This is a genomic window from Flavobacterium macacae, assembly GCF_003865365.1.
Classification (GTDB): domain Bacteria; phylum Bacteroidota; class Bacteroidia; order Flavobacteriales; family Flavobacteriaceae; genus Flavobacterium; species Flavobacterium macacae.
The window spans coordinates 11,724-34,140 of the sequence record NZ_RQVR01000002.1; the positions used below are offsets into that span (position 1 = coordinate 11,724).

The 22,417-nt window shown below is 35.5% G+C and carries 22 protein-coding genes; 7 read left to right on the forward strand and 15 right to left on the reverse strand.

The window, feature by feature from the left end; genetic code table 11:
• Positions 1-44 precede the first annotated feature (44 nt).
• Together EG849_RS01755 and EG849_RS15555 are read right to left on the reverse strand one after the other, a co-directional pair.
• Positions 45-557 (reverse strand): hypothetical protein, encoded by a 513-nt coding sequence (locus tag EG849_RS01755; RefSeq protein ID WP_125011375.1) that lies wholly within the window; start codon positions 555-557, stop codon positions 45-47.
• 28 nt (positions 558-585) lie between these two features.
• The gene (locus tag EG849_RS15555) at positions 586-1,029 is read right to left on the reverse strand and encodes a hypothetical protein (RefSeq protein ID WP_125011376.1); all 444 of its coding nucleotides are present in this window, start codon (positions 1,027-1,029) and stop codon (positions 586-588) included.
• 250 nt (positions 1,030-1,279) lie between these two features.
• Between EG849_RS15555 and EG849_RS01765 the strand changes: the two genes are divergently transcribed.
• Positions 1,280-2,782, forward strand: a complete 1,503-nt coding sequence (locus EG849_RS01765) for a sodium:solute symporter (protein ID WP_125011377.1) — start codon at positions 1,280-1,282, stop codon at positions 2,780-2,782.
• A gap of 57 nt (positions 2,783-2,839) precedes the next feature.
• Here EG849_RS01765 and EG849_RS01770 read toward each other — a convergent pair whose 3' ends face one another.
• Together EG849_RS01770 and EG849_RS01775 are read right to left on the reverse strand one after the other, a co-directional pair.
• Complete coding sequence (locus EG849_RS01770) at positions 2,840-3,205, reverse strand: CoA-binding protein (RefSeq protein ID WP_125011378.1); 366 nt, start codon at positions 3,203-3,205, stop codon at positions 2,840-2,842.
• 70 nt (positions 3,206-3,275) lie between these two features.
• Entirely contained in the window at positions 3,276-4,373 is a 1,098-nt protein-coding gene (locus EG849_RS01775; RefSeq protein WP_125011379.1) for a carboxypeptidase-like regulatory domain-containing protein, read from the reverse strand.
• A gap of 152 nt (positions 4,374-4,525) precedes the next feature.
• Here EG849_RS01775 and EG849_RS01780 point away from each other — a divergent pair, with 152 nt between their 5' ends.
• Together EG849_RS01780 and EG849_RS01785 are read left to right on the forward strand one after the other, a co-directional pair.
• Positions 4,526-5,158: a MarC family NAAT transporter gene (locus EG849_RS01780; protein WP_125011380.1), complete on the forward strand. Its 633-nt coding sequence runs from the start codon at positions 4,526-4,528 to the stop codon at positions 5,156-5,158.
• A 34-nt stretch (positions 5,159-5,192) separates the two neighbouring features.
• The gene (locus tag EG849_RS01785; protein WP_125011381.1) at positions 5,193-6,638 is read left to right on the forward strand and encodes an SDR family oxidoreductase; all 1,446 of its coding nucleotides are present in this window, start codon (positions 5,193-5,195) and stop codon (positions 6,636-6,638) included.
• Between the two features lie 32 nt (positions 6,639-6,670).
• On the opposite strand, the gene ctlX is transcribed toward EG849_RS01785, so the two are convergent.
• From ctlX to EG849_RS01805, 4 genes are all read right to left on the reverse strand, one after another.
• Positions 6,671-7,606: a citrulline utilization hydrolase CtlX gene (ctlX, locus tag EG849_RS01790; RefSeq protein ID WP_125011382.1), complete on the reverse strand. Its 936-nt coding sequence runs from the start codon at positions 7,604-7,606 to the stop codon at positions 6,671-6,673.
• A gap of 51 nt (positions 7,607-7,657) precedes the next feature.
• Positions 7,658-8,242 (reverse strand): hypothetical protein, encoded by a 585-nt coding sequence (locus EG849_RS01795; protein ID WP_125011383.1) that lies wholly within the window; start codon positions 8,240-8,242, stop codon positions 7,658-7,660.
• 16 nt (positions 8,243-8,258) lie between these two features.
• On the reverse strand, positions 8,259-9,173 hold the full coding sequence (locus EG849_RS01800; RefSeq protein WP_125011384.1) for a dimethylarginine dimethylaminohydrolase family protein: 915 nt from the start codon (positions 9,171-9,173) through the stop codon (positions 8,259-8,261).
• Between the two features lie 95 nt (positions 9,174-9,268).
• A complete protein-coding gene (locus tag EG849_RS01805; protein WP_125011385.1) occupies positions 9,269-10,819 on the reverse strand; it encodes an NAD(P)/FAD-dependent oxidoreductase in 1,551 nt (516 codons plus the stop codon).
• 95 nt (positions 10,820-10,914) lie between these two features.
• On the opposite strand from EG849_RS01805, the gene EG849_RS01810 reads away from it, so the two are divergent.
• Positions 10,915-12,231: a hypothetical protein gene (locus EG849_RS01810; protein ID WP_125011386.1), complete on the forward strand. Its 1,317-nt coding sequence runs from the start codon at positions 10,915-10,917 to the stop codon at positions 12,229-12,231.
• Positions 12,232-12,246: 15 nt separating this feature from the next.
• Here the strand turns inward: EG849_RS01810 and EG849_RS01815 are convergent, their stop codons facing one another.
• Positions 12,247-13,530, reverse strand: coding sequence for a citrate synthase (locus tag EG849_RS01815; RefSeq protein ID WP_125011387.1), 1,284 nt, complete (start codon positions 13,528-13,530; stop codon positions 12,247-12,249).
• Between the two features lie 581 nt (positions 13,531-14,111).
• Positions 14,112-15,404: a phosphopyruvate hydratase gene (eno, locus tag EG849_RS01820; protein ID WP_125011388.1), complete on the reverse strand. Its 1,293-nt coding sequence runs from the start codon at positions 15,402-15,404 to the stop codon at positions 14,112-14,114.
• 554 nt (positions 15,405-15,958) lie between these two features.
• Here eno and EG849_RS16100 point away from each other — a divergent pair.
• The 3 genes from EG849_RS16100 to EG849_RS01835 all read left to right on the forward strand — a co-directional run bounded on the left by EG849_RS16100 (position 15,959) and on the right by EG849_RS01835 (position 17,612).
• Entirely contained in the window at positions 15,959-16,465 is a 507-nt protein-coding gene (locus EG849_RS16100; RefSeq protein WP_233581744.1) for an Abi-alpha family protein, read from the forward strand.
• Positions 16,466-16,514: 49 nt separating this feature from the next.
• On the forward strand, positions 16,515-16,901 hold the full coding sequence (locus EG849_RS01830; protein ID WP_125011390.1) for a hypothetical protein: 387 nt from the start codon (positions 16,515-16,517) through the stop codon (positions 16,899-16,901).
• A gap of 339 nt (positions 16,902-17,240) precedes the next feature.
• Positions 17,241-17,612, forward strand: a complete 372-nt coding sequence (locus EG849_RS01835) for an iron chaperone (RefSeq protein ID WP_125011391.1) — start codon at positions 17,241-17,243, stop codon at positions 17,610-17,612.
• Between the two features lie 60 nt (positions 17,613-17,672).
• Here the strand turns inward: EG849_RS01835 and EG849_RS01840 are convergent, their stop codons facing one another.
• The 5 genes from EG849_RS01840 to rpsD all read right to left on the reverse strand — a co-directional run bounded on the left by EG849_RS01840 (position 17,673) and on the right by rpsD (position 22,406).
• Positions 17,673-18,479: an NYN domain-containing protein gene (locus EG849_RS01840; protein ID WP_125011392.1), complete on the reverse strand. Its 807-nt coding sequence runs from the start codon at positions 18,477-18,479 to the stop codon at positions 17,673-17,675.
• A 102-nt stretch (positions 18,480-18,581) separates the two neighbouring features.
• Positions 18,582-19,694 carry a glutamine-hydrolyzing carbamoyl-phosphate synthase small subunit gene (gene carA, locus EG849_RS01845; RefSeq protein ID WP_125011393.1) on the reverse strand — a complete coding sequence of 371 codons (1,113 nt, stop codon included), beginning with the start codon at positions 19,692-19,694 and terminating at the stop codon, positions 18,582-18,584.
• 525 nt (positions 19,695-20,219) lie between these two features.
• Complete coding sequence (gene rplQ / locus EG849_RS01850) at positions 20,220-20,726, reverse strand: 50S ribosomal protein L17 (RefSeq protein WP_125011394.1); 507 nt, start codon at positions 20,724-20,726, stop codon at positions 20,220-20,222.
• A gap of 63 nt (positions 20,727-20,789) precedes the next feature.
• Positions 20,790-21,782, reverse strand: a complete 993-nt coding sequence (locus tag EG849_RS01855) for a DNA-directed RNA polymerase subunit alpha (RefSeq protein ID WP_121376811.1) — start codon at positions 21,780-21,782, stop codon at positions 20,790-20,792.
• An 18-nt stretch (positions 21,783-21,800) separates the two neighbouring features.
• Positions 21,801-22,406 (reverse strand): 30S ribosomal protein S4, encoded by a 606-nt coding sequence (gene rpsD / locus EG849_RS01860; protein WP_125011395.1) that lies wholly within the window; start codon positions 22,404-22,406, stop codon positions 21,801-21,803.
• Positions 22,407-22,417 lie beyond the last annotated feature (11 nt).

A 22,417-nucleotide genomic window follows, 5' to 3' on the forward strand; every position in this document is an offset into this window, starting at 1 on the left:
CGCAATTACTTGCAGCACTTATTATTTATTTTGGATCGGCAAGCTTATTGGCTTACAATGGTATACGTAAGTGTAGTCGTATAAGCCGTTGGGTTCTGGCCTGCAATATAGTTGTCGATATAAGCATTGTCACCGGCACCTTTATACTCCACATTGATCTTTTTATTTACGGCACCGTTGCTGGAAGACAGTAAGGTCGTTTCTTGGTTCGACAAGCTGATGGCCGGCGCATAACTCGCATTTCCTACAGCATCGCTCCCTGCCGCTGCCTTAATTTTAATGGTGCTCACTTGCATAGTCTTCGTACCGGTCTGCATGGCTGCTTCGGCAGATTTTACTTGTACTTGAAATCCTCCGGTGCTGTACACAGACAGGTGGTCTTGCTTTAATGCCGTTACACCGTCCTGGTAATCCGCGGTAGTCACGTATTCTAAATTAACGGTTTGTTGTGCGGTATTGACCGTCAAGGTTTGGATCGGTTTCAATTTTACATTCAGGGTAGCGGTTTGTGCGTTAACTTGAACCATGCCTAGTACTATAAAAGAGGCTAAAATCATTTTTTTCATGGGGAATGTGGTATTAAATTTAATTTGTTTTTTTTAAAATTCTGTGCAAAGGTAGAATCAAAAAACACCTCAAAAATAAAATCGTTCGGTTTTTCGATGAAAAGCCTTTATCGCCGATTAACAACACAAAAATGGCATTTGGGCGCGCCTTTTTTTCCCCGATTCGTGTTTTAAGGCGGCGGCCGCAAGCCCAAAAAAGGCACACGTTGGCGGATAGCCGAACCGGCAGCAGCAAAAAAAAAACCCGTAACCGCACAGCCCGAAGCTTAAAAAAAACATTGGGAAGGCCCAGATGAACATCAAGCCGCGCAACACCCATGATGGCAGAGCCGGACATCCGTGCGGCCCACGTCAGGGAAATTCTTGGCCAGGCCTCGAAAAATAAGAAAGGAAAATTCACCTGCCCGGCTCCGGAACGCACCTGCAATCGGAAAAAAGAGGGAATCCCAAAGGGCAGCAACACTTAAGACAGCGGTATAGCTGCTTCAGGATTAAAAATTATATTTGTATAGCTAAAGCAGGATTAATTTAATAACCTGTATAGTTATTTTAGGACGGGTCAGGACGAGACACAGAGCATAGTTAATGTATGGATAAAGCATGGTTAATGTATGGATACTGTATGAAAGCCGTTCGGGAAACAGCCAAAGAATAAATGCAAAAAACACAATTATTTCCCTAAAATTTAGTTGCTTTGCAGCAAACACTCAAACATGCAGCCGCTAACGATTTTACTCATCATCATAGTTTATTTTGGAATTTTAATCCTGATTTCCAATGCCGTCAGCAAAAAAGACTCTGGAAATGATGCTTTTTTTAAAGCCAATAAAAACTCAAAATGGTATTTTGTTGCCTTTGGAATGATTGGAACTGCCTTATCTGGCGTGACTTTTATTTCGGTTCCAGGGCAAGTGGGTTCGCCAGATATTCAATTTAAATATTTTCAGTTTGTTTTAGGAAACGCCATCGGATTTATCTTGATTGCCAAAGTGCTTTTACCACTTTACTATCGAATGAACCTGACCTCTATTTATGGTTATATCGAACAGCGATTGGGTTTTGCTTCTTATAAAACAGCTGCTACAATCTTTTTGATAAGCCGTACAATTGGTTCGGCCGCACGTCTTTATTTGGTGGTAATTGTCTTGCAGCGCTATGTTTTTGATTCGTTCGGGGTTCCGTTTTGGGTTACCGTTTTAGGTTCTTTGGCACTTATTTTTGCGTACACCTATCGTGGCGGATTGAAAACGATTATTATCACCGACACTTTGCAAACTTTGTTTCTAGTTTCCTCTGTTATTTTTACAATTTATTTTATTTGCGACAGTTTAGATTACAATATCCCACAAGCTTTTGAAGCAGTAAAAGAAAGTAATTATTCTAAAATATTCTTCTTTGAAGATTGGCTGAAAAGTAATTTTTTCTGGAAACAAATTTTAGGCGGTATTTTTGTAACCATTGCAATGGTAGGTCTTGACCAAGATTTAATGCAAAAAAACCTCAGCTGTAAAAACATTGGCGAAGCCCAAAAAAACATGTTCACCTTTACCGGCATTTTTGTGGTTATCAATATCTTTTTCTTGAGCGTGGGAGCTTTGCTTTATTTATACGCAGAAAAAAATGGAATTAATGTTCCGATGGATGCCGTTACCGGAAAACCGAGAACAGACTTATTATTTCCAGAAATCGCTTTCAATTACTTAACCATTATTCCGTCAGTAATTTTTTTACTCGGATTAACGGCTGCCACTTTTGCAACGACAGATTCTGCCTTAACCGCTTTGACAACGTCATTTTGCGTAGATTTCTTAGGAATGGACAAGCCTGAAAATGCATCAAAACCAAATATGGTGCGAACAAGACATTTTGTTCACGTTGGTTTTTCATTATTGATGTTTGTAGTGATTTTAGTAATTTATTGGGCCAATTCTGATTCTGTGGTGAGCCTGATATTTAAGATTGCTGCTTATACTTACGGCCCTCTTTTAGGATTATACACTTTCGGATTATTTATGAAAAACAAAACCGTCAAAGATAAATTTGTTCCAATTGTATGTATTTTGGCACCCGCAATCACTTTTTTAATCAGCTTGAATTCAAAAGTTATTTTTGGAAATTATGAATTTGCAGAAGAACTCATTATTTTAAACGGAGCCTTGACTTTCTTAGGCTTGATGCTGATCAGCAAACCTGCCGAAGGACAGACTAAATTTTAAACATAAAAAAAACGGCAACTTAAATAGGTTGCCGTTTTTTTTATAATTACTGAAATCTTAATATTGTTTTGTGGAAAGCATCACTAATGTGCAAGCCACTTCAACTTTGATATTGTTTAATTTCAAGAGCTGATAAAACTCTGGATTTTCGGTTCCGGGATTAAAGATGACTCTTTTTGGCGAAAGCGAAACAATATAGTTGTAATAATCTCTCTGACGCGACGGATTTAAATACAATGTCACTGTATCAATATTGGTAAACGGAATCTGTTTTGTCTGGATCTTCACGCCCAAAACTTCTTCTTCCCTTTGGCCGATGGCTACTACCGAATGTTCTTTTGCCGTAAGGCTATTGATGGCCATGTAAGAATATCTCGCCGGATTTGACGAAGCTCCCAGTACCAATGTTTTTTTATTTCTCATAACTTTTTTATATTCTATAAATTTAATTAATTTTGTATTCTTTTTTGTTCTATTTATAAAAAATATAACATCAATGATTCTCTTTTATGGTTTGGAAATAATCCGAAGGAAGCATATCTCCTGCTTTTAGACTTCCCATGTATCCTCCAAAAAGTATGTTGTAAAAAGCATCGTAATTTCCGTTTTCATCAACATAAAATAGTTTTGTTCCAAAGTCTGCTATTGATTGTAAATTTCCGTCGTACAAAATCTGAAAGTATGCTTTTTTATCTTCATATTCAACCACTTGAGGTTTTGAAGTATCTATAAAATTGACCGCATTTTTTTTCACTTTTTCAACTTTCATCATTGGCTCTTTTATGATGCTAATCTGCTTCATATCTAAAGTGTCTTTAACTTGAAAATATTCTTTTGGATCCACTTGAAAGCGGTCTACAAAAAGCTTGAATTTTTCTTTTTGCCAATTTTCTTGAGCAATAGCATACATTAAATGCGGAGAAGAACCCAGATACGTATCTTTTCTCTTTTTTGCAGCCTTATTTTTTTTAGATAAATCTTTGTAAAAAGTAGTTCCTGCAAACATACTATTTTGAATATAAAAACTACTCAAGCTTTGCACTTTATATTTTACTTGAAAATCAACCAAATCAAAATTAATTTCATAACCCAAATAAGAATTTTTAATTTTTAACGGATTTCTTGCTGTTGCCGAAAGAATATTGGTGTCAATATCAAAATAAAGATTGATATCATCTTCATTTAAAATCTTACAGGAAAGAGCTGCTTTTGAAGTTCCGAGAAATTGTTCTCTAAAAGCTTTTAGCATACTTTTTCTAGAGAAAGGACCTCGACCGATAACCACTTCTTCTATAGCGATAGCATCTTCTTCTAAAAAAATAATCCTCTTTTTTTGCTGGGATGGATACGGAATTCTTGTCGTGAGAAAACCAATATAACTGATAACCAAGTCACTTTTTGTATTTCCTCGACTGTCAATTTTAAAATATCCTTGGTCGTTTGTTGTAGTTGCAATTGTGGTTCCGTCCAAATAAACATTCGCTGATTGCAACGGAATTTCAGTACCTTTTATATAAATTGTTCCTTCCAGGGTTTGTGAAAAAACATTTATGAAACATCCTAAAAACAATACAAGCAAAATATTTTTCATAAAATCATTTAAGTCACACAATTTTGACAAATATAAGAATTATACCGCAACGTAAATGATTTAAGAAAATACGGGTTTCTATTTGATAATGATTAATTATTTTTAACTTTACTCACAACCACCAGTCTGCGATTTAATTTTACAAAAAAACTATGGAGATTTTTATTTATGTTTTTGCTGCGCTTTTTTCAGTAATCAACCCGCTTGGAGCCGTTCCAATTTTTGTAGGATTAACACAAGATGATACCAAAGAAGAACGGTCCCGAATTTCCTTGTGGACGGCAGTTAATGTTTTCATCATATTGATTATTTCGTTTTTCATAGGCCAATATGTTTTAAATTTCTTCGGAATCAGTATTGATGCCTTGCGAATTGCTGGTGGACTGATAATCTTAAATTCAGGTTTTGCACTTCTTACCGGAAGGTTTAACAAAACGCGGGGCGTGAACAAAAAGGTAGAAAATGATGCCCAAAAAAGAAATGATATTGCCCTGACTCCATTAGCCATTCCCATGCTTGCAGGACCTGGTTCCATGTCTCTTTTGATTGCGCTTTATCAAGATTATGAAGCACTAAACCAGCAGATTTTGGTTTGTATCGCCATTGCTGCGGTTGCGATTGTCATCTTTTTAGTATTGCGCAGCGCAAATTATCTGTCTCGAATTCTTGGCGCTTCAGGAATCGTTGCCATTTCAAGGATCATTGGTTTTATTGTTATCGCTATCGGAGTACAGTACATCAGTAGCGCGGTGGTTAACATTCTCAAAACTTTAACTACTGTTTAGACGTTTTTCTCCTTAACTTTAAGAAAAACATCCCATGAAAATTATTCTTACTGGCGCAAATGGTTACGTTGGAAGGCGCTTATTGCCCGAATTAATTGCGCAAGGCCACGAAGTGATTTGTTGCGTGCGGGATAAAAACCGTTTTGGCTTGGAAGAAAATTTGCTAGAAGCCGTAACGTTATGGGAAGTTGATTTTCTGCAAGAACCCAACTTTGACAACTGCCCAAAGGAAGCCGATGCTGCCTATTATTTAATTCATTCCATGTCCTCTTCCACAGAAACTTTTGATGCCATGGAAGCCCAATCAGCTCAAAATTTCAATGCGTACATGAATCACATCGGCATTGAACAGTCGATCTATTTAAGCGGCATTGTGAACAACAAAACACTTTCAAAACATTTACAATCCCGAAAAGACGTTGAAGACATTTTATACAAAGGCAACTTCAACATGACGGTTTTAAGAGCCGGAATTATTGTCGGCTCTGGAAGTTCTTCGTTTGAAATCATCAGAGATTTATGCGAAAAATTACCCGTGATGATTGCTCCAAAGTGGGTTTTGACCAAAACACAGCCCATTGCCATTCGGGATGTGATTCAGTTTTTAATCGGCGTTTTAGGTAGAAAAGAATGTTACAACGATTCCTTTGATATCGGCGGGCCAAATGTTTTGACTTACAAACAGATGATGCAATTGTATGCTAAAGTACGTGGCATTAAAAGCTGGATCATTACCGTTCCCGTGATGACGCCCAAGCTTTCTTCTTATTGGCTTTACTTCGTGACTTCCACTTCTTATAAACTAGCCCTGAATTTAGTCGACAGCATGAAAATGGAAGTCGTGGCCAAAGACAAAAGACTGCAGGAATTATTAGGAATAAAAACCCTTTCTTACACCGATGCGATTAAATTAGCATTCAAAAAAATCGAACAGAATTTAGTAATTTCCAGCTGGAAAGACAGCATGGTTTCGGGCCGGTTTAAACAAAATCTGTCGCAGTTTATAGAAATTCCCAAATATGGCTGTTTGAAAGACCATCAAAAATTAGAGCTAAAATTGGCTGATACCGAACAAGTTTTAGAAAATATTTGGGCCATCGGCGGCCTGCGCGGTTGGTATTATGGAAATTGGATGTGGCGCGCGCGCGGTTTTATGGATAAATTATTTGGCGGCGTGGGCCTTCGCCGAGGCCGGACGCATCCAACACATTTGGACAATGGCGACGCGTTAGATTTTTGGCGTGTTTTGTTAGCAAATAGATCCGAGAAAAGATTGTTGCTTTTTGCCGAAATGCGGCTTCCCGGTGAAGCGTGGCTTGAATTTAGAATTGATGATAAAAATGTCTTGCACCAAATTGCAACTTTCAGGCCCAAAGGCATTTTCGGAAGACTGTACTGGTATTCACTGGTTCCCTTTCATTATTTTATTTTTGCCGGAATGATCAAGAATATCGCTAAAACAAAAAAAATCCCAAATTAGATTTGGGATTTTTTTTTATAATTAGAATCAAATTATTCTTTTGGCAAAAAGATTTCTGCCATCATGCAACGAGCGCTTCCGCCACCGCACGCTTCAATCGTGTCCAAGCTTGAAGTCAAAATCTCGCAATGAAATTCTAACTTTTCGATTTGAGTTGGCTTCAGGCTTTTGTAAGCTGCGTCACTCATAATCAAATATCTTTTGTCGTCTTTTCCCCTTACCTCTAGCATATTTCCTGCAAAGTTGTTCACTTGATCTTCTGTGATCAAAATCACTTCTTTGTCATCTGCTTTTAGATTGTCCAAAACCATCTTGCGCTCTTTTTTATCATCGATGCAATCGGCACAGATTACCGCAAAAGTTTCACCTAGGCACATCATTACATTGGTGTGGTAAATCAATTTTCTTTCGCCATTTACAGTTTGGAACGCTTCAAAAATAACGGGCGCATAATCAAAATCTTCACAAAATTCAATGACCAATTCTTCATCAGCACGAGGCGAAAGCGCACAGTATACTTTTCCGTTTGGACGGTCGATCAAGAGGCTTCCGGTGCCTTCCAAGTAAATTTGATCTTCTTCCGCAGAAGTGTAATCCACGATGTTTTCAATCTTGAAGCCATCTTCTTCCAATAAATCCAAGATGTCTTCGCGGCGTTCTTCACGGCGGTTTTCAGCAAACATTGGGTACAAAGCCACATCGCCGTTTTCATGGAAAGAAATCCAATTGTTTGGAAAAATAGAATCTGGCGTGTCTGGACTTTTTGTGTCTTCAACAACCGTTACGCTGATTCCCGCATTTCTCAATTTCACGACAAATTCGTCGAATTCTAACTGTGCTTTTAAATTGACCGTTTCCGGAAGCAATCCGTCTAAAACTTTTTGGTAATAATTGTTAACCGCTGTTTGCTCGTTCATTCTGAACCCCACCGGACGAATCATTAAAATGGAATTTGTTGTCTGTTTCATTTTCTTTTAGGGTTTAGTGTGAAAAGTTTAAGGCAAAATCTCTTTTTTTTATTATAATTCTTCATCTCCGCGAACACTGATTTGCTTTGATTTTTTTATATTTTCTTCTGACTTCGTGGTCAGTTTTATAAATTTTAATTTGATATCATTTTTATTTTCGAAATCTTCTACTATAATTCTAAGCAAGTAATTTTCATCCACAATAGCTTTATCATAATCAGTATTTATAATATTATCATCAATTTTAAAAATCACCAAATCATTTTTAATACTGGTATATTTTAATTTCAAGTCATTTAAAGAAATCCATATTGGATTATATTTTTCAATTGTTTGAATTAAAACTTTTCCAGAAAATTTGACATTCTCAATTTCAAATTCTCCTTTTTTAACGTCAACTTTTTCTATGTTTTTCGGATCTATCGTCCTTAAAGCAGTCTGGTCGATTAATTTTCCATTTAGAAAAAAAGCTGCTTCATTAGCATTGTTTTTATTTTCTTTATAAATCACTTTAATTGCAGAATCATTAGCCGTAACTTGATTTTGAACTTGAATACCGTTCGCTTTCTCAGTTTTCTTTTGCCCAACGCAATTAATTGACAGAAGGATTAAGAAGATTAAAAGTGCTTTTTTCATACTAATTTTGGATATATTAATCTCTAATTAATGGCAATGTTGAACATCTTAATAATCCTTCTTGTTTTGCAATTTCTGCATAAGGAATTTCTTCCACTGTAAATCCTTGGCTTCTTAACCAATTGTTAAGTCGTGTAAAATTTCTTTCAGAAACCACCACGTCTTCGGCAATAGAAAACACATTGGAATTCATATTATACATTTCGTTTCTGTCAATATGAAAAAGGTTTTCTTTTCCAAACAGCTTGACTAAAAACAAATAATCGGCTTCTTCGCGGAATCCGCTTTTGTATATAATTCCCTTATTTTTACCAACGGGCTGAAAACAGCAATCCAAATGGAGCGCGTTATCGCGGGCTTCTAATTTAGATTTTACCAAGTCAAATTCTTTTACAATTTTGTTTGGAAATAATTCTTTGATGTAATTCACGCCTTCCATATTGGTTCGGGCCGTGATATAATCTTTATAGTCAGAACCTTTGTAAGTTCCGATAAAAATATAGTCGTTCCAAAGCATCACGTCGCCACCTTCAATGTGAACTTCTTCGGGCGGACGCACTACTTTTGCTGGATTTATTTGGTCGATTACATATTGGATTGCATCTAATTCTCTTTCTCTATCCGGAAGGATATTGGCTTTTATAAAGGTGTCATCGATTACAAAACCGATATCTCTGGCGAAAATCTGGTTGTAATTTTCAATCATTTGCGGACGAAAAACCTTTACGCCATATTTTTGAAAAACTTGGTTGAAAGCTTCCATTTCATTGACCATATCTTTTTCAACAGGATACGTTCCTGCCAAAATATGCTCTAATGATTTGGGATCATACGCTTCATCGGCTGTGGGAGTTGGACCATTATTGATCCCAGATCCCAAAACGACAGCCCGCAATCTTGAAGTTTCATTCTTTACATTTATTTGTAGCATAAAAAAATGGCTTTAGGCAAATATAGAAAATCGGACTTTATTAATGCACTTTTCCTAAATTTTAACCTCTTAAATTATTGATTAATAGCTCTTGCTTACTTTTCTTCGTGATATTCTTGCTCTGTATTAATTGACCAGAGATTTTCTTTTGAAAATATTCCGTTCTTAATATTTTGAACTGCTTGAATTGCTGTTAACATCGAATGATCTTGGTTATTATATTTATGCATTCCATTTCTACCAATCAAAAATAAATTTTCAAATTGACTGGTATAATCAATAATTTGATCAAATTTTTCATAAGTCCCAAAATAAGCTGGATATGTTTTCGGCATTTTGATGACCACGCTATCTAAAACATCTTCTCGGTTAATCATCCCGATTTCGACCATTTCCTTGATTGCTAATTCTTTCATTTGTACTTCATTTTTATTCCAAAGCGCATCATTTTCATAGCAGAAATATTCTAAACCTACCCAAGTTGTATTTTCATCTTTAACTAAAAACGGACTCCAATTATTAAAAATCTGCAATCTCCCAACTTTAACATAAGGCTCTTGAATGTAAATCCAATTATCAGTTATTTCCTGCTTCTTCATCTTACTTAAAAGCAATCCAACAGTAATAAAATCGCGATAAATCAATCCTTCAGAAACTTCACTTATTTTTTCTGGAACTTCACAATCTAAGGAAGAAATCAGTTCTTTGACAGGCATTGTAGAAATAAAATAATCGCCTTCAAAAAGAATTTCTTCTTTCGTGATTTGATTTTGAGCAATCACAGAAACAATCTTATTTCCGTCTGTTTTTATTTCTTTTACTTTTAAATTTTGATGTAACTCCCCATTATTTGAAATTAGTTTTTCAGCAACTTCTTCCCACATCTGTCCTGGACCAAATTTTGGATATAAAAAATATTCAATCAATGAAGTCTCGGTATCTTTCTGACTTAGGGTTTCATCCGATTTAGAAAATTTTTTATTTAAAAAATGAGCAATTGATTTTCTGATCGAAAGTCCTTTTATGCGTTGAGCGCCCCATTCTGAACTAATTTCTGTACATTTTATTCCCCAAACTTTTTCAGTATAATCTTTAAAAAAAGTTTGATACAGTTTTTTTCCAAATCTGTTTATGAAAAAATCTTCTAAGTTTCTCTCTTCTTTTATCGGAAATGCTACGCTTTTCAGATAACTCATTCCGATTAAAAAAGTATTAAAAATGCCCAGTTTCAAAACGGTTTCTGGAGTCAAAGAAATAGGATAATCAAAGAATTGTTTTTGATAATAAATTCTTGATTTTCGGCTTCGGACTAACATTACATTATCGTTATTTTTTCCATCCGAAGGAAAACCAATCGTATTTAGTTCTTTAGATTTATTTTGATATGAAATTTTAATGGATTTTTCTTCAGAAAGTATTGGTAAAATTTTACACCACCAATCCATAATAACATCCGACTTTGAAAAAAAACGATGCCCGCCAATATCGATTCGATTTCCTTTGTAATTTACCGTTCGTGAAATACCTCCCCAATATTCGCTTTGCTCTAAAACTACTGGCTGAATATCGGTATTTTGAATAAACTCAAAAGCAGCAGTTAAACCTGCAGGACCACCTCCAATAATTATTGCTTTTTTATTTTTCATATCATTACAACGATTGACAAATCTACATTTCCTAAACTTAGTTTCCAATAATTTCAGTAAGTTTGTTTGTCTTAAAAATCTTAAAAAAAAGCAATTTGAAAAGCATTCAAAACCTATTTTCTAATTCTAAATTCAAAAAAAACTTTTTAGTTTTGATTTTTATTATGATTGCTTTTTTGATAGCCCGAATTGTTCATGGGAATTTTAGATTAACAGATTCCAACGAATATTTTGCAACAGCAGAATTACTAAAAAACGGAAAGTATTTCGGTCAAACAACTGATATCATTGAATCCATAAACTTGACAAAACGTCCTTTTTTATACCCCCTTTTAATTTTGTTCCTTGGTTTTTTGAACGATTTGGTCATCGTTCTTTTTCAAACAATTTTAGGCATCTTTAACTTATTTTTAGTCTTGCAAATTTTCAAGAATCTTGGAGGAAAATCATATTATCTAATCACCATTTTACTTTTTCTCACGCCATCAATCTTTATCAACACGCATTTGATTATGACGGAAACAATTGCTAGTACAGTGATGCTCTTGATTTTTAGGCAATTTCAAAATAAATTGGACAATCGAAAAATTGTTTATATCCAAATTTTACTCTGTTTACTCTTCTTTTTAAAACCTGCCTTTTACCTTTTCACGATTGTGAATTTGCTTTTTTTTATTTTTTATTTTATCCGTACAAAAACATTCCAAATTTCTGTTTTCGTCCCGCTGTTGATGTCTATTTCTTACATCGGATACAATCAACACCGAACTGGTTTTTCACATTTTTCTTCGATACAAAACATCAACTTAATTGACTATAATCTGTATTTATTCAAGATGAAACAAGAAGGTATAGATAAAGCTGAACTATGGAAAAAAAGTGTTTATGAAGAATCCGAAAAATTTAAAACTTTTGAAGAATATAGTTCCTATCTAGACAAAACAGGAAAATCCGAAATTAAAAACAACTTGATTCCTTATGCATTTTTCCATGTAAAAGGTGCGATTAGAGGCATGTTTGACCCAGGGAGGTTTGATTTGATTACATTTCACGAACAGCAAGATGCTTCCCAAGGTTTTATGCAATTATTAAACAAAGAAGATTTCATGTCTGTTTTAAAAGGCCTTTTAGAATACAAATATAAAATCGTAATCTTAATTTTGATTCCTATATTTCTGACAAATATTTTTAAATGGTTTTTCGCCCTTTCTTATTTATGGAATAACAGAAAGCTTTGGAATTTTAGAAATATGTATCTGATTCTGATTTGTGGATATTCAATTTTAATATCTGGACCTGTAAACACCTGCCGTTACATGGTTCTATTGCAAGGCATTGTTATTATAATTGCTGTATTAGGTTGGGAAAATTTCAGGCAAAAAAAAGCTCCACGATTAAGCGAAGCTTTTTAAATTTATTTAATGCTATTATCTTTTTTCGAAAGGAACAAATTCTCTCAAAGCCGGACCCGTATATACTTGTCTTGGACGGCCGATTGGCTCTTTGTTCACACGCATTTCTTTCCATTGTGCGATCCATCCCGGAAGACGGCCGATTGCGAAAAGAACCGTAAACATATCTGTAGGAATACCTAAAGCTCTGTAAATAATTCCAGAATAGAAATCTACGTTTGGATATAATTTTCTTGATACGAAGTATTCGTCCACCAAAGCTGATTCTTCTAATTTCTTAGCAATATTCAAGATTGGATCGTTAACTCCTAAAGTTGCTAAAACTTCGTCCGCTGCTTTTTTAATGATTTTTGCTCTTGGGTCAAAGTTTTTGTAAACTCTATGTCCGAAGCCCATCAAACGGAAAGGATCGTTTTTATCTTTTGCTTTTTCTAAATATTTGTCAGCGTCACCACCATTTTTTTGAATTTCTTCAAGCATTTCTAAAACCGCTTGGTTAGCACCACCGTGAAGCGGTCCCCAAAGCGCAGAAACTCCCGCAGAAATAGATGCGAACAAACCTGCGTGAGAAGATCCCACCATTCTTACTGTTGAAGTCGAACAGTTTTGCTCGTGATCAGCGTGAAGGATGAATAATTTATCTAAAGCAGCAACGATTGTTGGGTTTGCAGCATACGGTCCGGTTGGCAATTCAAACATCAATCTCATGAAGTTTTCAACGTAACCTTTTGTGTTATCATAATAATTTAATGGATAACCCATGCTTTTTCTGTACGTCCAAGTTGCAATAACTAAGAATTTAGCCATCGTTTTACAAACAGCCTCATACATTTCTTTTTCATTTTCAACATTAACCGATTTTGGATTAAAAGCTGTCAATGCACTTGTCAAGCAAGATAAAACGCCCATTGGATGTGCGTTTTTTGGAAAACCATCAATGATGTTTTTCATTTCTTCGTTGATCAAAGTATATTTTCTGATGTCAGTTTCAAATTGCTCTAATTGTTTTGCAGTGGGCAATTCTCCGAAGATAACTAAATAAGAAACCTCAAGAAAGTTTGCATTTCCAGCCAATTGCTCAATTGAATAACCTCTGTAACGCAAAATTCCTTCTTCACCATCAAGAAAAGTAATTTCACTTTTACAAGATCCTGAATTTTTATAACCTGGATCAATTGTTATTGCACCTGTTGCACTGCGTAACTTATCGATATCAATTGCAACTTCGTTTTCTGTTCCAACGATTACTGGAAATTCATACTTGTTACCATCGAGCTCTAATATTGCTGTTTTTGACATAATATATGTGGGAATTTTTTAAAATTGTGAAATTTAATTTAACAAAATTAAGCAATTCATTATTAACTGAAAAGTAATACGGAAACGATTTCGTTAATATTTCATTAAATTTTGCGAATTTGCTATACATAAATCGTAAATTAAAAAGCCCGAAGCTACTTTTTACTACTTTTATCTTCTTTTTCAAACTTATAAGGAACAAATAAGCAACTTCATTTCTGAAATCGCTAGTTTTCCGGAGGTATTCCGTGACCGTGGCCGCCTATAGCTTCCGTTGATGAAAGCAAATGGCGCGTAACTTGAAACTGGATTTTCATCACCATCAAAGGTGGTCAAAATAAGTAATTTTGAACTTTCGACCAACTCCATTGCTTTTGGTGCTTTGGGCTTTACTTGCGAGTGTTTTGACTTTTTAGCACTCCTATTTCATCTTTAAATTATAGGCTAATTTATTGAGCGAAAGTCACGACACCTATCTAACAAAACTATGATAAACAGCCGTTTATTAGATTATTCTAAATAACAAACCCTGACTGCTTTTGATGGCAATCAGGGTTTTATTTTTAAACTAAAAAAGAAGCTTATTTCACTTTAAAAGCATTTTCTCCAGGGAAGTATGCCGTTTTTCCCAATTCTTCCTCGATGCGAAGCAATTGGTTGTATTTTGCCATACGGTCAGAACGGGATGCAGAACCCGTTTTGATTTGCCCGCAGTTTAATGCTACAGCCAAGTCAGCAATCGTGTTGTCTTCGGTTTCTCCTGAACGGTGTGACATTACAGATGTATAACCAGCGTTGTGCGCCATGTTTACTGCTGCGATCGTTTCCGTCAACGTTCCGATTTGATTTACTTTTACCAAGATGGAATTTGCAATTCCTAAATCGATTCCTTTTTTAAGACGCTCTACATTGGTTACGAACAAATCATCTCCAACCAACTGTACTTTATCTCCCACCAATTCAGTCAAGTATTTCCAACCGTCCCAGTCGTTTTCTTGCATACCGTCTTCGATAGAGATGATTGGGTATTTAGAAGCCAATTCAGCTAAATATTCAGCCTGTTCTTTTGAAGAACGGATTTTTCCTGTTTCTCCTTCAAATTTTGTGTAGTCATAGTTTCCGTTTAGGAAAAACTCAGAAGCAGCACAATCCAAAGCCACTTTCACGTCATCACCAAAAGTATATCCAGCGTTTTCAACTGCCAATTTGATAGAATCTAAAGCATCTTCAGTTCCACCAGCTAAGTTGGGAGCAAAACCACCTTCATCACCTACAGCCGTACTCAAACCTCTGTCGTGCAATACTTTTTTAAGGTTGTGGAAAATCTCCGTTCCCATTTGCATTGCGTGCGTGAACGTTTTTGCTTTTACAGGCATAATCATAAATTCTTGAAATGCGATCGGCGCATCAGAATGCGAACCACCGTTGATAATATTCATCATCGGTACCGGAAGCGTGTTTCCAGAAACTCCGCCTACATAACGGTACAATGGCATTCCTAATTCATTAGCCGCTGCTTTAGCCACTGCCAAAGAAACACCCAAGATTGCATTGGCGCCAAGATTCGATTTATTTGGAGTTCCGTCTAATTCAATCATTTTTTGGTCAATCAAGTTTTGTTCAAAAACTGATGTCCCCAATAATTCTTCAGCAATCTTAATGTTTACATTTTCCACTGCTTTCAAAACACCTTTACCCATGAATGCTTTGCCGCCGTCTCTTAATTCCACCGCTTCGTGCTCTCCCGTTGAAGCTCCAGAAGGTACAGCCGCTCTTCCAAGAACGCCATGTTCTGTTACTACATCAACTTCAATTGTAGGGTTCCCTCTTGAATCAAGAATCTGTCTTGCGTGAACTTTGATAATTATGCTCATTTTGTTTTGTTTATTTGATACTATTTGTTTGCTTTTTTGGAACGAAAAACAAATTTAAGCAATTTAAAAAACAGATTCCTACTATTTTTAAAAACTTATAAACGCAAACGATTTAGGAGATTAATTTATTGGAAATGGTTTTTGTTTTTGGTATAGTAATTTTAAGGAGTATTTTGTGAGTTGGTCGATTTTGTAGGAATTATTCATTGAATTTAATTATTATTGTAATGAAGAAATTTTTCTGAAATGCAATTTTCTAATTCATTCCATAAGATTACATTCTAAAATTGAGAAACTATGAAAGAAATAATTGAAGGTCTAAATCTTCCTAAACAAATTTTACAAAACAGACAAATTTTTATCGACGTTATTTGGTCCTGCAATTAAAGAATTTAGCGAACTTTTCGCAGATAAAGTGAGATCGAAACGACTGAATAATCAAATTAAAATTTTCACTAAGACAATTAAAATTCTTGATGAAAATGGATTAGAAACTAGACAACTTAATTTAAAAACACTTATTCCACTTATTGAAAAATCCTCACTAGAGGATGATGAAAAATTGCAAGACAAATGGGCTAATTTGGATTGCTAACATAGCTTCAACTCCCGAAACAGGATTAGAACCAAAATTATTAAATACACTTTCAAATCTTTCCTCTTTAGAGGCATCAATTTTGGACACAATTTTCGAAGAATTCGAATACAAGCGTAAAAGAATATTTGAAAGATCTATTAATTCTAAACGAAGTAGATTTAACAACATCGATGATATAAATCCTAATCTTGTCCAAATTACTTCTAAATCCATAAAAGAAAAATTTAATCTCAATGACGAATTTACTACAATCTACATCGATAACTTGGAATCTCTGAGATTGGTTCGTTACGAAGACCCAGAAATTGAAATTGACAATGGCTATCCAGAAGCAGCATTAGAAGAAGACAAACAAGGGCAAAAAATCAATGTAGACATCGATGTTTCTGCAAGCTACATTAAATCAGATGATTTTAACCTAACATCTTATGGCAAATACTTTATAAAAGAATGTAAAGTATAAACAACTAAAAATAATTTTTACACCTTTATTAATTATAATTTTTATCATTATGCCAAAAACAGGAGACTCATTTAAAACAACATTGCTACAAGCCCATCTAGAATGTGGAAGTCTGAGACATACCAATTCCAGAGGAATTATATATGGAGAAGGTTATTTACAAATACCCTCAGACTTTGCTTATAACATAGAAATAACAAACACCAAATCTAACATCAGAAGCGCTGAATATGACTTTAGCACCTCCGATGGTTTTATTTCAAATTCTAAATTATTAGCTTCAGGTAATCAAAATAGAGAAGAATTTGCAAAACAATTTCACGGTTCAGGAGATTTAAAACTCTTAGGAGATTGGTACCATATAAATGCTCAAATTGGAGATCAAGTTCAAATTGATTTTATTAGTCCAACAGAAATTCTTTTAACGAAACTATAAAAAAGTACAGATTGGACTAGAGAATTAGTATTATAAAAAACCCATTTACTCTCGTAAATGGGTTTTCAATTTATTTTGCTTTAGGTCTAGTCTTCTTGCGTTCGCTTTTCTTCTTCCCGACTGCCATTTCATATTATAAACTGTTCTTTCCATACTTTGTAGCAAATGAAATCTATAAAAAATGAGATTTTAAATTAAATCAGCAAAAATCCAAAAACCACAAATCTTTAACAAGCTGTGATTTTGTTCTAGGTCTTAGTCTTCCAAATAAAATATAGAATTGCTATATTTATATTGTAGTTCCATATTTAAAAATGATAAATTTAAAGTTCAAATATCATGACACCTTTCACCACTGTCAACGACTACATCAAAAGCTTTCCAAAAGAGATTCAAATTCTTCTAGAAAAACTTCGTGCGGTCATTTTAGAAAATGCTCCTGATGCGGTGGAAAGTATTTCGTACGGAATGCCAGCGTACAAAACTTTTGGGAAACCGTTGGTGTATTTTGCAGCATATAAAAATCACATCGGGTTTTATGCTACGCCAACAGGCCATAGTGAATTTGCAAACGAACTTTCAAAATACAAACAAGGAAAAGGTTCGGTTCAATTTCCGTTAGATGCTGTTCCGTTTGAATTGGTGGAGAAAATGGTGCAATTTAGAGTTGTTGCGAATGAAGAGAAATCTAACAAGCAGCTTCCTCACTGAAGTTACAATTGTTTTAACCGAACGTTTATCTACTCTTTAATAATTCATTGAAAGTACTAATCAGCTAAACCTTAGCCTCACATACACATGCTTGATACCTTTTTTGTCCGATTCTCTTTCATCTATTTCTAAGATATCGGTCAGCGATTTCAACATGGGAGTCAGTTTTATAAAACCATAATTTCTAGAATCAAATTCTGGTTTTTTCTTCACAATCAGGTTCCCGACGTCACCTAAAAAAGCCCATCCGTCATCATCAGCAATGTCTTCAATGGTAGATTCGATCAATTCGATACTATCTTCGTCAATTTTATTAAGCGGTTTTTGGGCGGGCTTTTCAGCAATTTTGGCAATCTCTTTTTCGGCTGCTTTTTTGATTCCGGCAGCCACGTTGGCGGTTTTAACGGTCTTTTTCTTTATAGCCCCGTCTAAAACCTCTATAAAAATAAATCGGTCGCAGGCGCTTATGAACGGTTTTGGTGTTTTCTGCTCCCCAATTCCAATGACTTTCATTCCTGATTCGCGAAGCCTGATGGCCAAACGCGTAAAATCGCTGTCGCTGGAAACGATACAGAATCCGTCTAATTTTCCAGAATAGAGTAAATCCATTGCGTCAATAATCAATGCCGAATCAGAAGAGTTTTTCCCTGAAGTGTAACTGTATTGCTGAATGGGCGTGATGGCGTGTTCAAGCAGCACGTTTTTCCAACCGTTGGCATTTGGGCGCGTCCAATCGGCATAAATTCTTTTGGTGGTCGGCGTTCCATATTTCGTGATTTCCTCCATCATCCCCTTCACATTGCTGTAAGGAACGTTGTCGGCATCAATCAGTACCGCAAGCTTTAATTCTTTGCTGTTTTGAGACATTTTAAAAAATTTATTTTGAATAAAAGTACTAAAAATTTTCTAAGCGCATCATTCGCATTTCCGTTGGAAACAAAAAAAGACGCTGCAGGAGCGTCTTTTTACTTAAGCTTTTACCGCCTTATTTATATTTTCTATAAAAATATCAAACAGATAAGAAGAATCGTGTGGACCGGGACTCGCTTCTGGATGGTATTGTACAGAAAAACAGTTTTTATTTTTCATACGCATTCCGGCAACGGTGCCGTCATTGATGTGCGTATGCGTGATTTCAAGATCAGGATTTTTTTCAAGCTCTTCTCTGTTTACCGCAAAACCGTGGTTTTGAGACGTAATTTCGCCTTTTCCAGTCAATTCATTTTTTACCGGATGATTGATACCGCGGTGTCCGTTGAACATTTTATACGTCGAGATTCCGTTTGCCAAGGCCAATACTTGGTGGCCCAAACAGATTCCGAAAACCGGCTCGTCATTCTCCAAGATTTTTTTAGCAATTTCAATCGCTCCGAATAATGGATCAGGATCACCAGGACCATTCGAAAGAAAAAATCCATCAGGACTGAAAGCTTTCATTTCTTCATAAGTCGTGTCAAAAGGGAAAACTTTAATATAACAGTCTCTTTTAGCCAAGTTTCTCAATATGTTTTTCTTGATTCCCAAGTCTAAGGCTGCAATTTTATATTTGGCTGTTGCTTCTCCGATAAAGTAAGGCTCTTTTGTGGAAACTTTAGAAGCTAATTCCAAACCTTTCATATCTGGAACTTCTGCAAGCAGCGCTTTTAATTCTTCGATTGATTTTCCGTCTGTTGAAATAACGGCGTTCATCGCTCCGTTGTCACGGATGTAGCTTACCAAAGCTCTGGTATCGACATCAGAAATGCAAACCAGGTTTTGTTTTTTAAAGTACTCTTCCAAGCTTTCAGAAGAATTTACACGCGAATGATTAAACGAGAAGTTCTTGCAAACCAAACCCGAAATCATGATGCTGTCGGCTTCAATATCTTCTTCATTGACACCGTAGTTTCCGATGTGTGCATTGGTAGCTACCATTATCTGTCCGAAATAAGAAGGATCGGTAAAGATTTCTTGGTAACCGGTCATTCCCGTATTAAAGCAAACTTCTCCAAAAGTGGTTCCGCTGATTCCCATTGATTTACCGTGGAAAATGGTTCCGTCACTTAATAGTAGAACTGCTTTTTGTCGTGTTGTGTATTTCATTGGTTGTAGCTATTTATTTTTTAACGGTTTAGTGGAACTTGCTTTGCTTCGTTTCCTCGTAGTTGCTGTGTAGTTGCGGGTGCAAATTTAATTTAATTTGCGGTGATTTGAAAATTTATTTTTTTTAATCATTAACGCCTTTAGAAAAGCAAGGCCAGGTGTTTTTTGCGTAAAAATTGCAACCCGGATTTTGGTGAATTAGACTGATTGGCGTTGATATTTTTTTAATTAGTTTATTCGTTATGTTAGTTGACAACGGTTGGGACTGGCGCTTACAATTATTTAAATGGCTTGTCAGATAGCCCCGATGCTGCAATTGCCTGAGCTCTTACTGCTGTGGCCGAACAGCAGTAAGAGCTCAGGCAATTGCACCGGGAATTGCGATGGCTAAAAAAGCCTGACCATTCGCTTCTAAAAAAATTATTTAATACCTAACAGGTTTTGAAAACCTGTTAGGATAAAGCAAAAAAAAAGGATAAACTATAATAGCTTATCCTTTTTTTATTTATGATATGAATTTCTTCATTACTCAGCAGCGTCAGTAGAAGTTGGTTCTGATTTTGCAGTTGGTTCCGCTTTTGGAGCTTCTTCAACAGCATTTTCTTCTTTTTTAGCTTTTCCACCACGACGGCTTTTAGCTTTTTTAACTTCTTTTTTACCTCCGTTGTAAAGTTCGTTGAAATCTACTAGTTCGATCATCGCCATATCAGCGTTATCTCCTAGACGATTTCCAAGTTTGATGATACGAGTGTATCCACCTGGACGATCTCCAACTTTAGCAGCTACGTCTCTGAACAAGTCAGTTACCGCATATTTGCTTCTAAGGTAAGCGAAAACAATACGTCTGTTGTGAGTTGTATCCTCTTTTGATTTTGTGATCAAAGGCTCAACGAATTGTTTAAGCGCTTTTGCTTTAGCGACAGTTGTGTTGATACGTTTGTGCTCGATAAGAGAACAAGCCATATTAGCTAACATTGCTTTTCTGTGCGCTGTCTGTCTGCTTAAGTGATTGAATTTTTTTCCGTGTCTCATGACGTGTTTTTATTTAACTTCATCTTGCTTCTATCCTCTTTGGAGAGCAAAATATGAAGTAATTTATTCTTTATCTAATTTGTATTTTGCTAAATCCATTCCGAAATGCAGGTTTTTCACAGCCACAAGCTCATCAAGCTCAGTCAATGATTTTTTACCGAAGTTACGGAACTTCATTAAGTCGTTTTTGTTGAAAGATACTAGATCTCCGAGTGTATCCACTTCAGCCGCTTTTAAGCAATTTAATGCTCTCACTGACAGATCCATATCAACAAGCTTAGTTTTAAGCAATTGTCTCATGTGCAATGACTCTTCGTCATAAGATTCTGTCTGAGCGATTTCATCAGCTTCAAGTGTTATTCTTTCATCAGAGAACAGCATGAAATGGTGAATCAAAACTTTTGCAGCTTCAGTAAGAGCGTCTTTTGGATTGATCGATCCGTCAGTTTTAATTTCAAAAACTAATTTTTCGTAATCTGTTTTTTGCTCTACACGGAAGTTTTCAATTGCATATTTTACATTCTTTACCGGAGTAAAGATTGAATCTGTAAAAATAGTACCGATTGCAGCATTTTGTTTTTTGTTCTCTTCTGCAGGAACGTATCCTCTACCTTTTTCAATAGTCAACTCCATATTCAAGTTAACTTTGCTATCTAAATTACAGATAACCAATTCTGGGTTCAAAACTTGAAAACCAGAAATGAATTTTTGAAAATCTCCAGCAGTAATCTGGTCTTTACCAGAAATTGAGATGGAAACAGATTCGTTATCGATATCTTCAATCTGACGTTTGAAACGTACTTGCTTAAGATTAAGGATAATTTCTGTAACGTCTTCAACTACTCCTGAAATTGTAGAAAACTCGTGATCTACACCTTCGATACGAACAGATGTGATTGCATATCCTTCTAAAGCGGAAAGCAAGACTCTTCTAAGTGCATTACCAACAGTCAATCCATAGCCAGGTTCTAAAGGTCTGAATTCAAATTTACCTTCAAAATCGGTTGAATCGATCATGATAACTTTATCGGGCTTCTGAAAATTAAATATTGCCATATGTTCGACTAGTGTCTATTATTTGTTATACAACTCTACGATTAGCTGCTCTTTAATGTTTTCTGGAATCTGAAGTCTAGCTGGAACTGAAACGAAAACACCTTCTTTAAGGTCATTATTCCAAGTGATCCATTCGTAAACTTGACTTGAATTAGATAATGAACGGTCGATAGTCTCTAAAGATTTAGATTTTTCACGAACTGCTACTTTATCTCCAGGTTTTAAGTGGTAAGAAGGAATATTTACAAGTTCACCGTTAACAGTGATGTGTCTGTGAGAAACGATTTGACGCGCAGCTCTTCTAGAAGGAGCGATACCCATTCTGAAAACTACGTTATCCAATCTTGCTTCACATAATTGCAAAAGAACTTCACCAGTAACACCTTTAGTTGCAGATGCTTTTTCGAATAAGTTTCTGAATTGTTTTTCTAAGATACCATAAGAGTATTTAGCTTTTTGCTTTTCCATCAACTGGATTGCATATTCAGATTTCTTACCTCTCTTTTTAGCCATCCCGTGTTGTCCAGGTGGGTAATTTCTTTTTTCGAAAGATTTGTCATCTCCGAAGATCGCTTCACCGAATTTACGTGCGATTCTTGTACTTGGACCAGTATATCTTGCCATTTCTAAAAAAT

Bases quoted from the DNA above. Each gene is read 5' to 3' on its own strand.
- carA (WP_125011393.1), bottom strand. From the start codon at position 19,694: ATGAAATACACAACACGACAAAAAGCAGTTCTACTATTAAGTGACGGA.
- EG849_RS01780 (WP_125011380.1), top strand. From the start codon at position 4,526: ATGGAGATTTTTATTTATGTTTTTGCTGCGCTTTTTTCAGTAATCAAC.
- rplQ (WP_125011394.1), bottom strand. From the start codon at position 20,726: ATGAGACACGGAAAAAAATTCAATCACTTAAGCAGACAGACAGCGCAC.
- EG849_RS01835 (WP_125011391.1), top strand. From the start codon at position 17,241: ATGACACCTTTCACCACTGTCAACGACTACATCAAAAGCTTTCCAAAA.
- EG849_RS01775 (WP_125011379.1), bottom strand. From the start codon at position 4,373: ATGAAAAATATTTTGCTTGTATTGTTTTTAGGATGTTTCATAAATGTT.
- EG849_RS01840 (WP_125011392.1), bottom strand. From the start codon at position 18,479: ATGTCTCAAAACAGCAAAGAATTAAAGCTTGCGGTACTGATTGATGCC.
- ctlX (WP_125011382.1), bottom strand. From the start codon at position 7,606: ATGAAACAGACAACAAATTCCATTTTAATGATTCGTCCGGTGGGGTTC.
- EG849_RS01770 (WP_125011378.1), bottom strand. From the start codon at position 3,205: ATGAGAAATAAAAAAACATTGGTACTGGGAGCTTCGTCAAATCCGGCG.
- rpsD (WP_125011395.1), bottom strand. From the start codon at position 22,406: ATGGCAAGATATACTGGTCCAAGTACAAGAATCGCACGTAAATTCGGT.
- EG849_RS01785 (WP_125011381.1), top strand. From the start codon at position 5,193: ATGAAAATTATTCTTACTGGCGCAAATGGTTACGTTGGAAGGCGCTTA.
- EG849_RS16100 (WP_233581744.1), top strand. From the start codon at position 15,959: ATGAAAAATTGCAAGACAAATGGGCTAATTTGGATTGCTAACATAGCT.
- EG849_RS01815 (WP_125011387.1), bottom strand. From the start codon at position 13,530: ATGTCAAAAACAGCAATATTAGAGCTCGATGGTAACAAGTATGAATTT.
- EG849_RS01800 (WP_125011384.1), bottom strand. From the start codon at position 9,173: ATGCTACAAATAAATGTAAAGAATGAAACTTCAAGATTGCGGGCTGTC.
- eno (WP_125011388.1), bottom strand. From the start codon at position 15,404: ATGAGCATAATTATCAAAGTTCACGCAAGACAGATTCTTGATTCAAGA.
- EG849_RS01805 (WP_125011385.1), bottom strand. From the start codon at position 10,819: ATGAAAAATAAAAAAGCAATAATTATTGGAGGTGGTCCTGCAGGTTTA.
- EG849_RS01755 (WP_125011375.1), bottom strand. From the start codon at position 557: ATGATTTTAGCCTCTTTTATAGTACTAGGCATGGTTCAAGTTAACGCA.
- EG849_RS01765 (WP_125011377.1), top strand. From the start codon at position 1,280: ATGCAGCCGCTAACGATTTTACTCATCATCATAGTTTATTTTGGAATT.
- EG849_RS01855 (WP_121376811.1), bottom strand. From the start codon at position 21,782: ATGGCAATATTTAATTTTCAGAAGCCCGATAAAGTTATCATGATCGAT.
- EG849_RS01830 (WP_125011390.1), top strand. From the start codon at position 16,515: ATGCCAAAAACAGGAGACTCATTTAAAACAACATTGCTACAAGCCCAT.
- EG849_RS01795 (WP_125011383.1), bottom strand. From the start codon at position 8,242: ATGAAAAAAGCACTTTTAATCTTCTTAATCCTTCTGTCAATTAATTGC.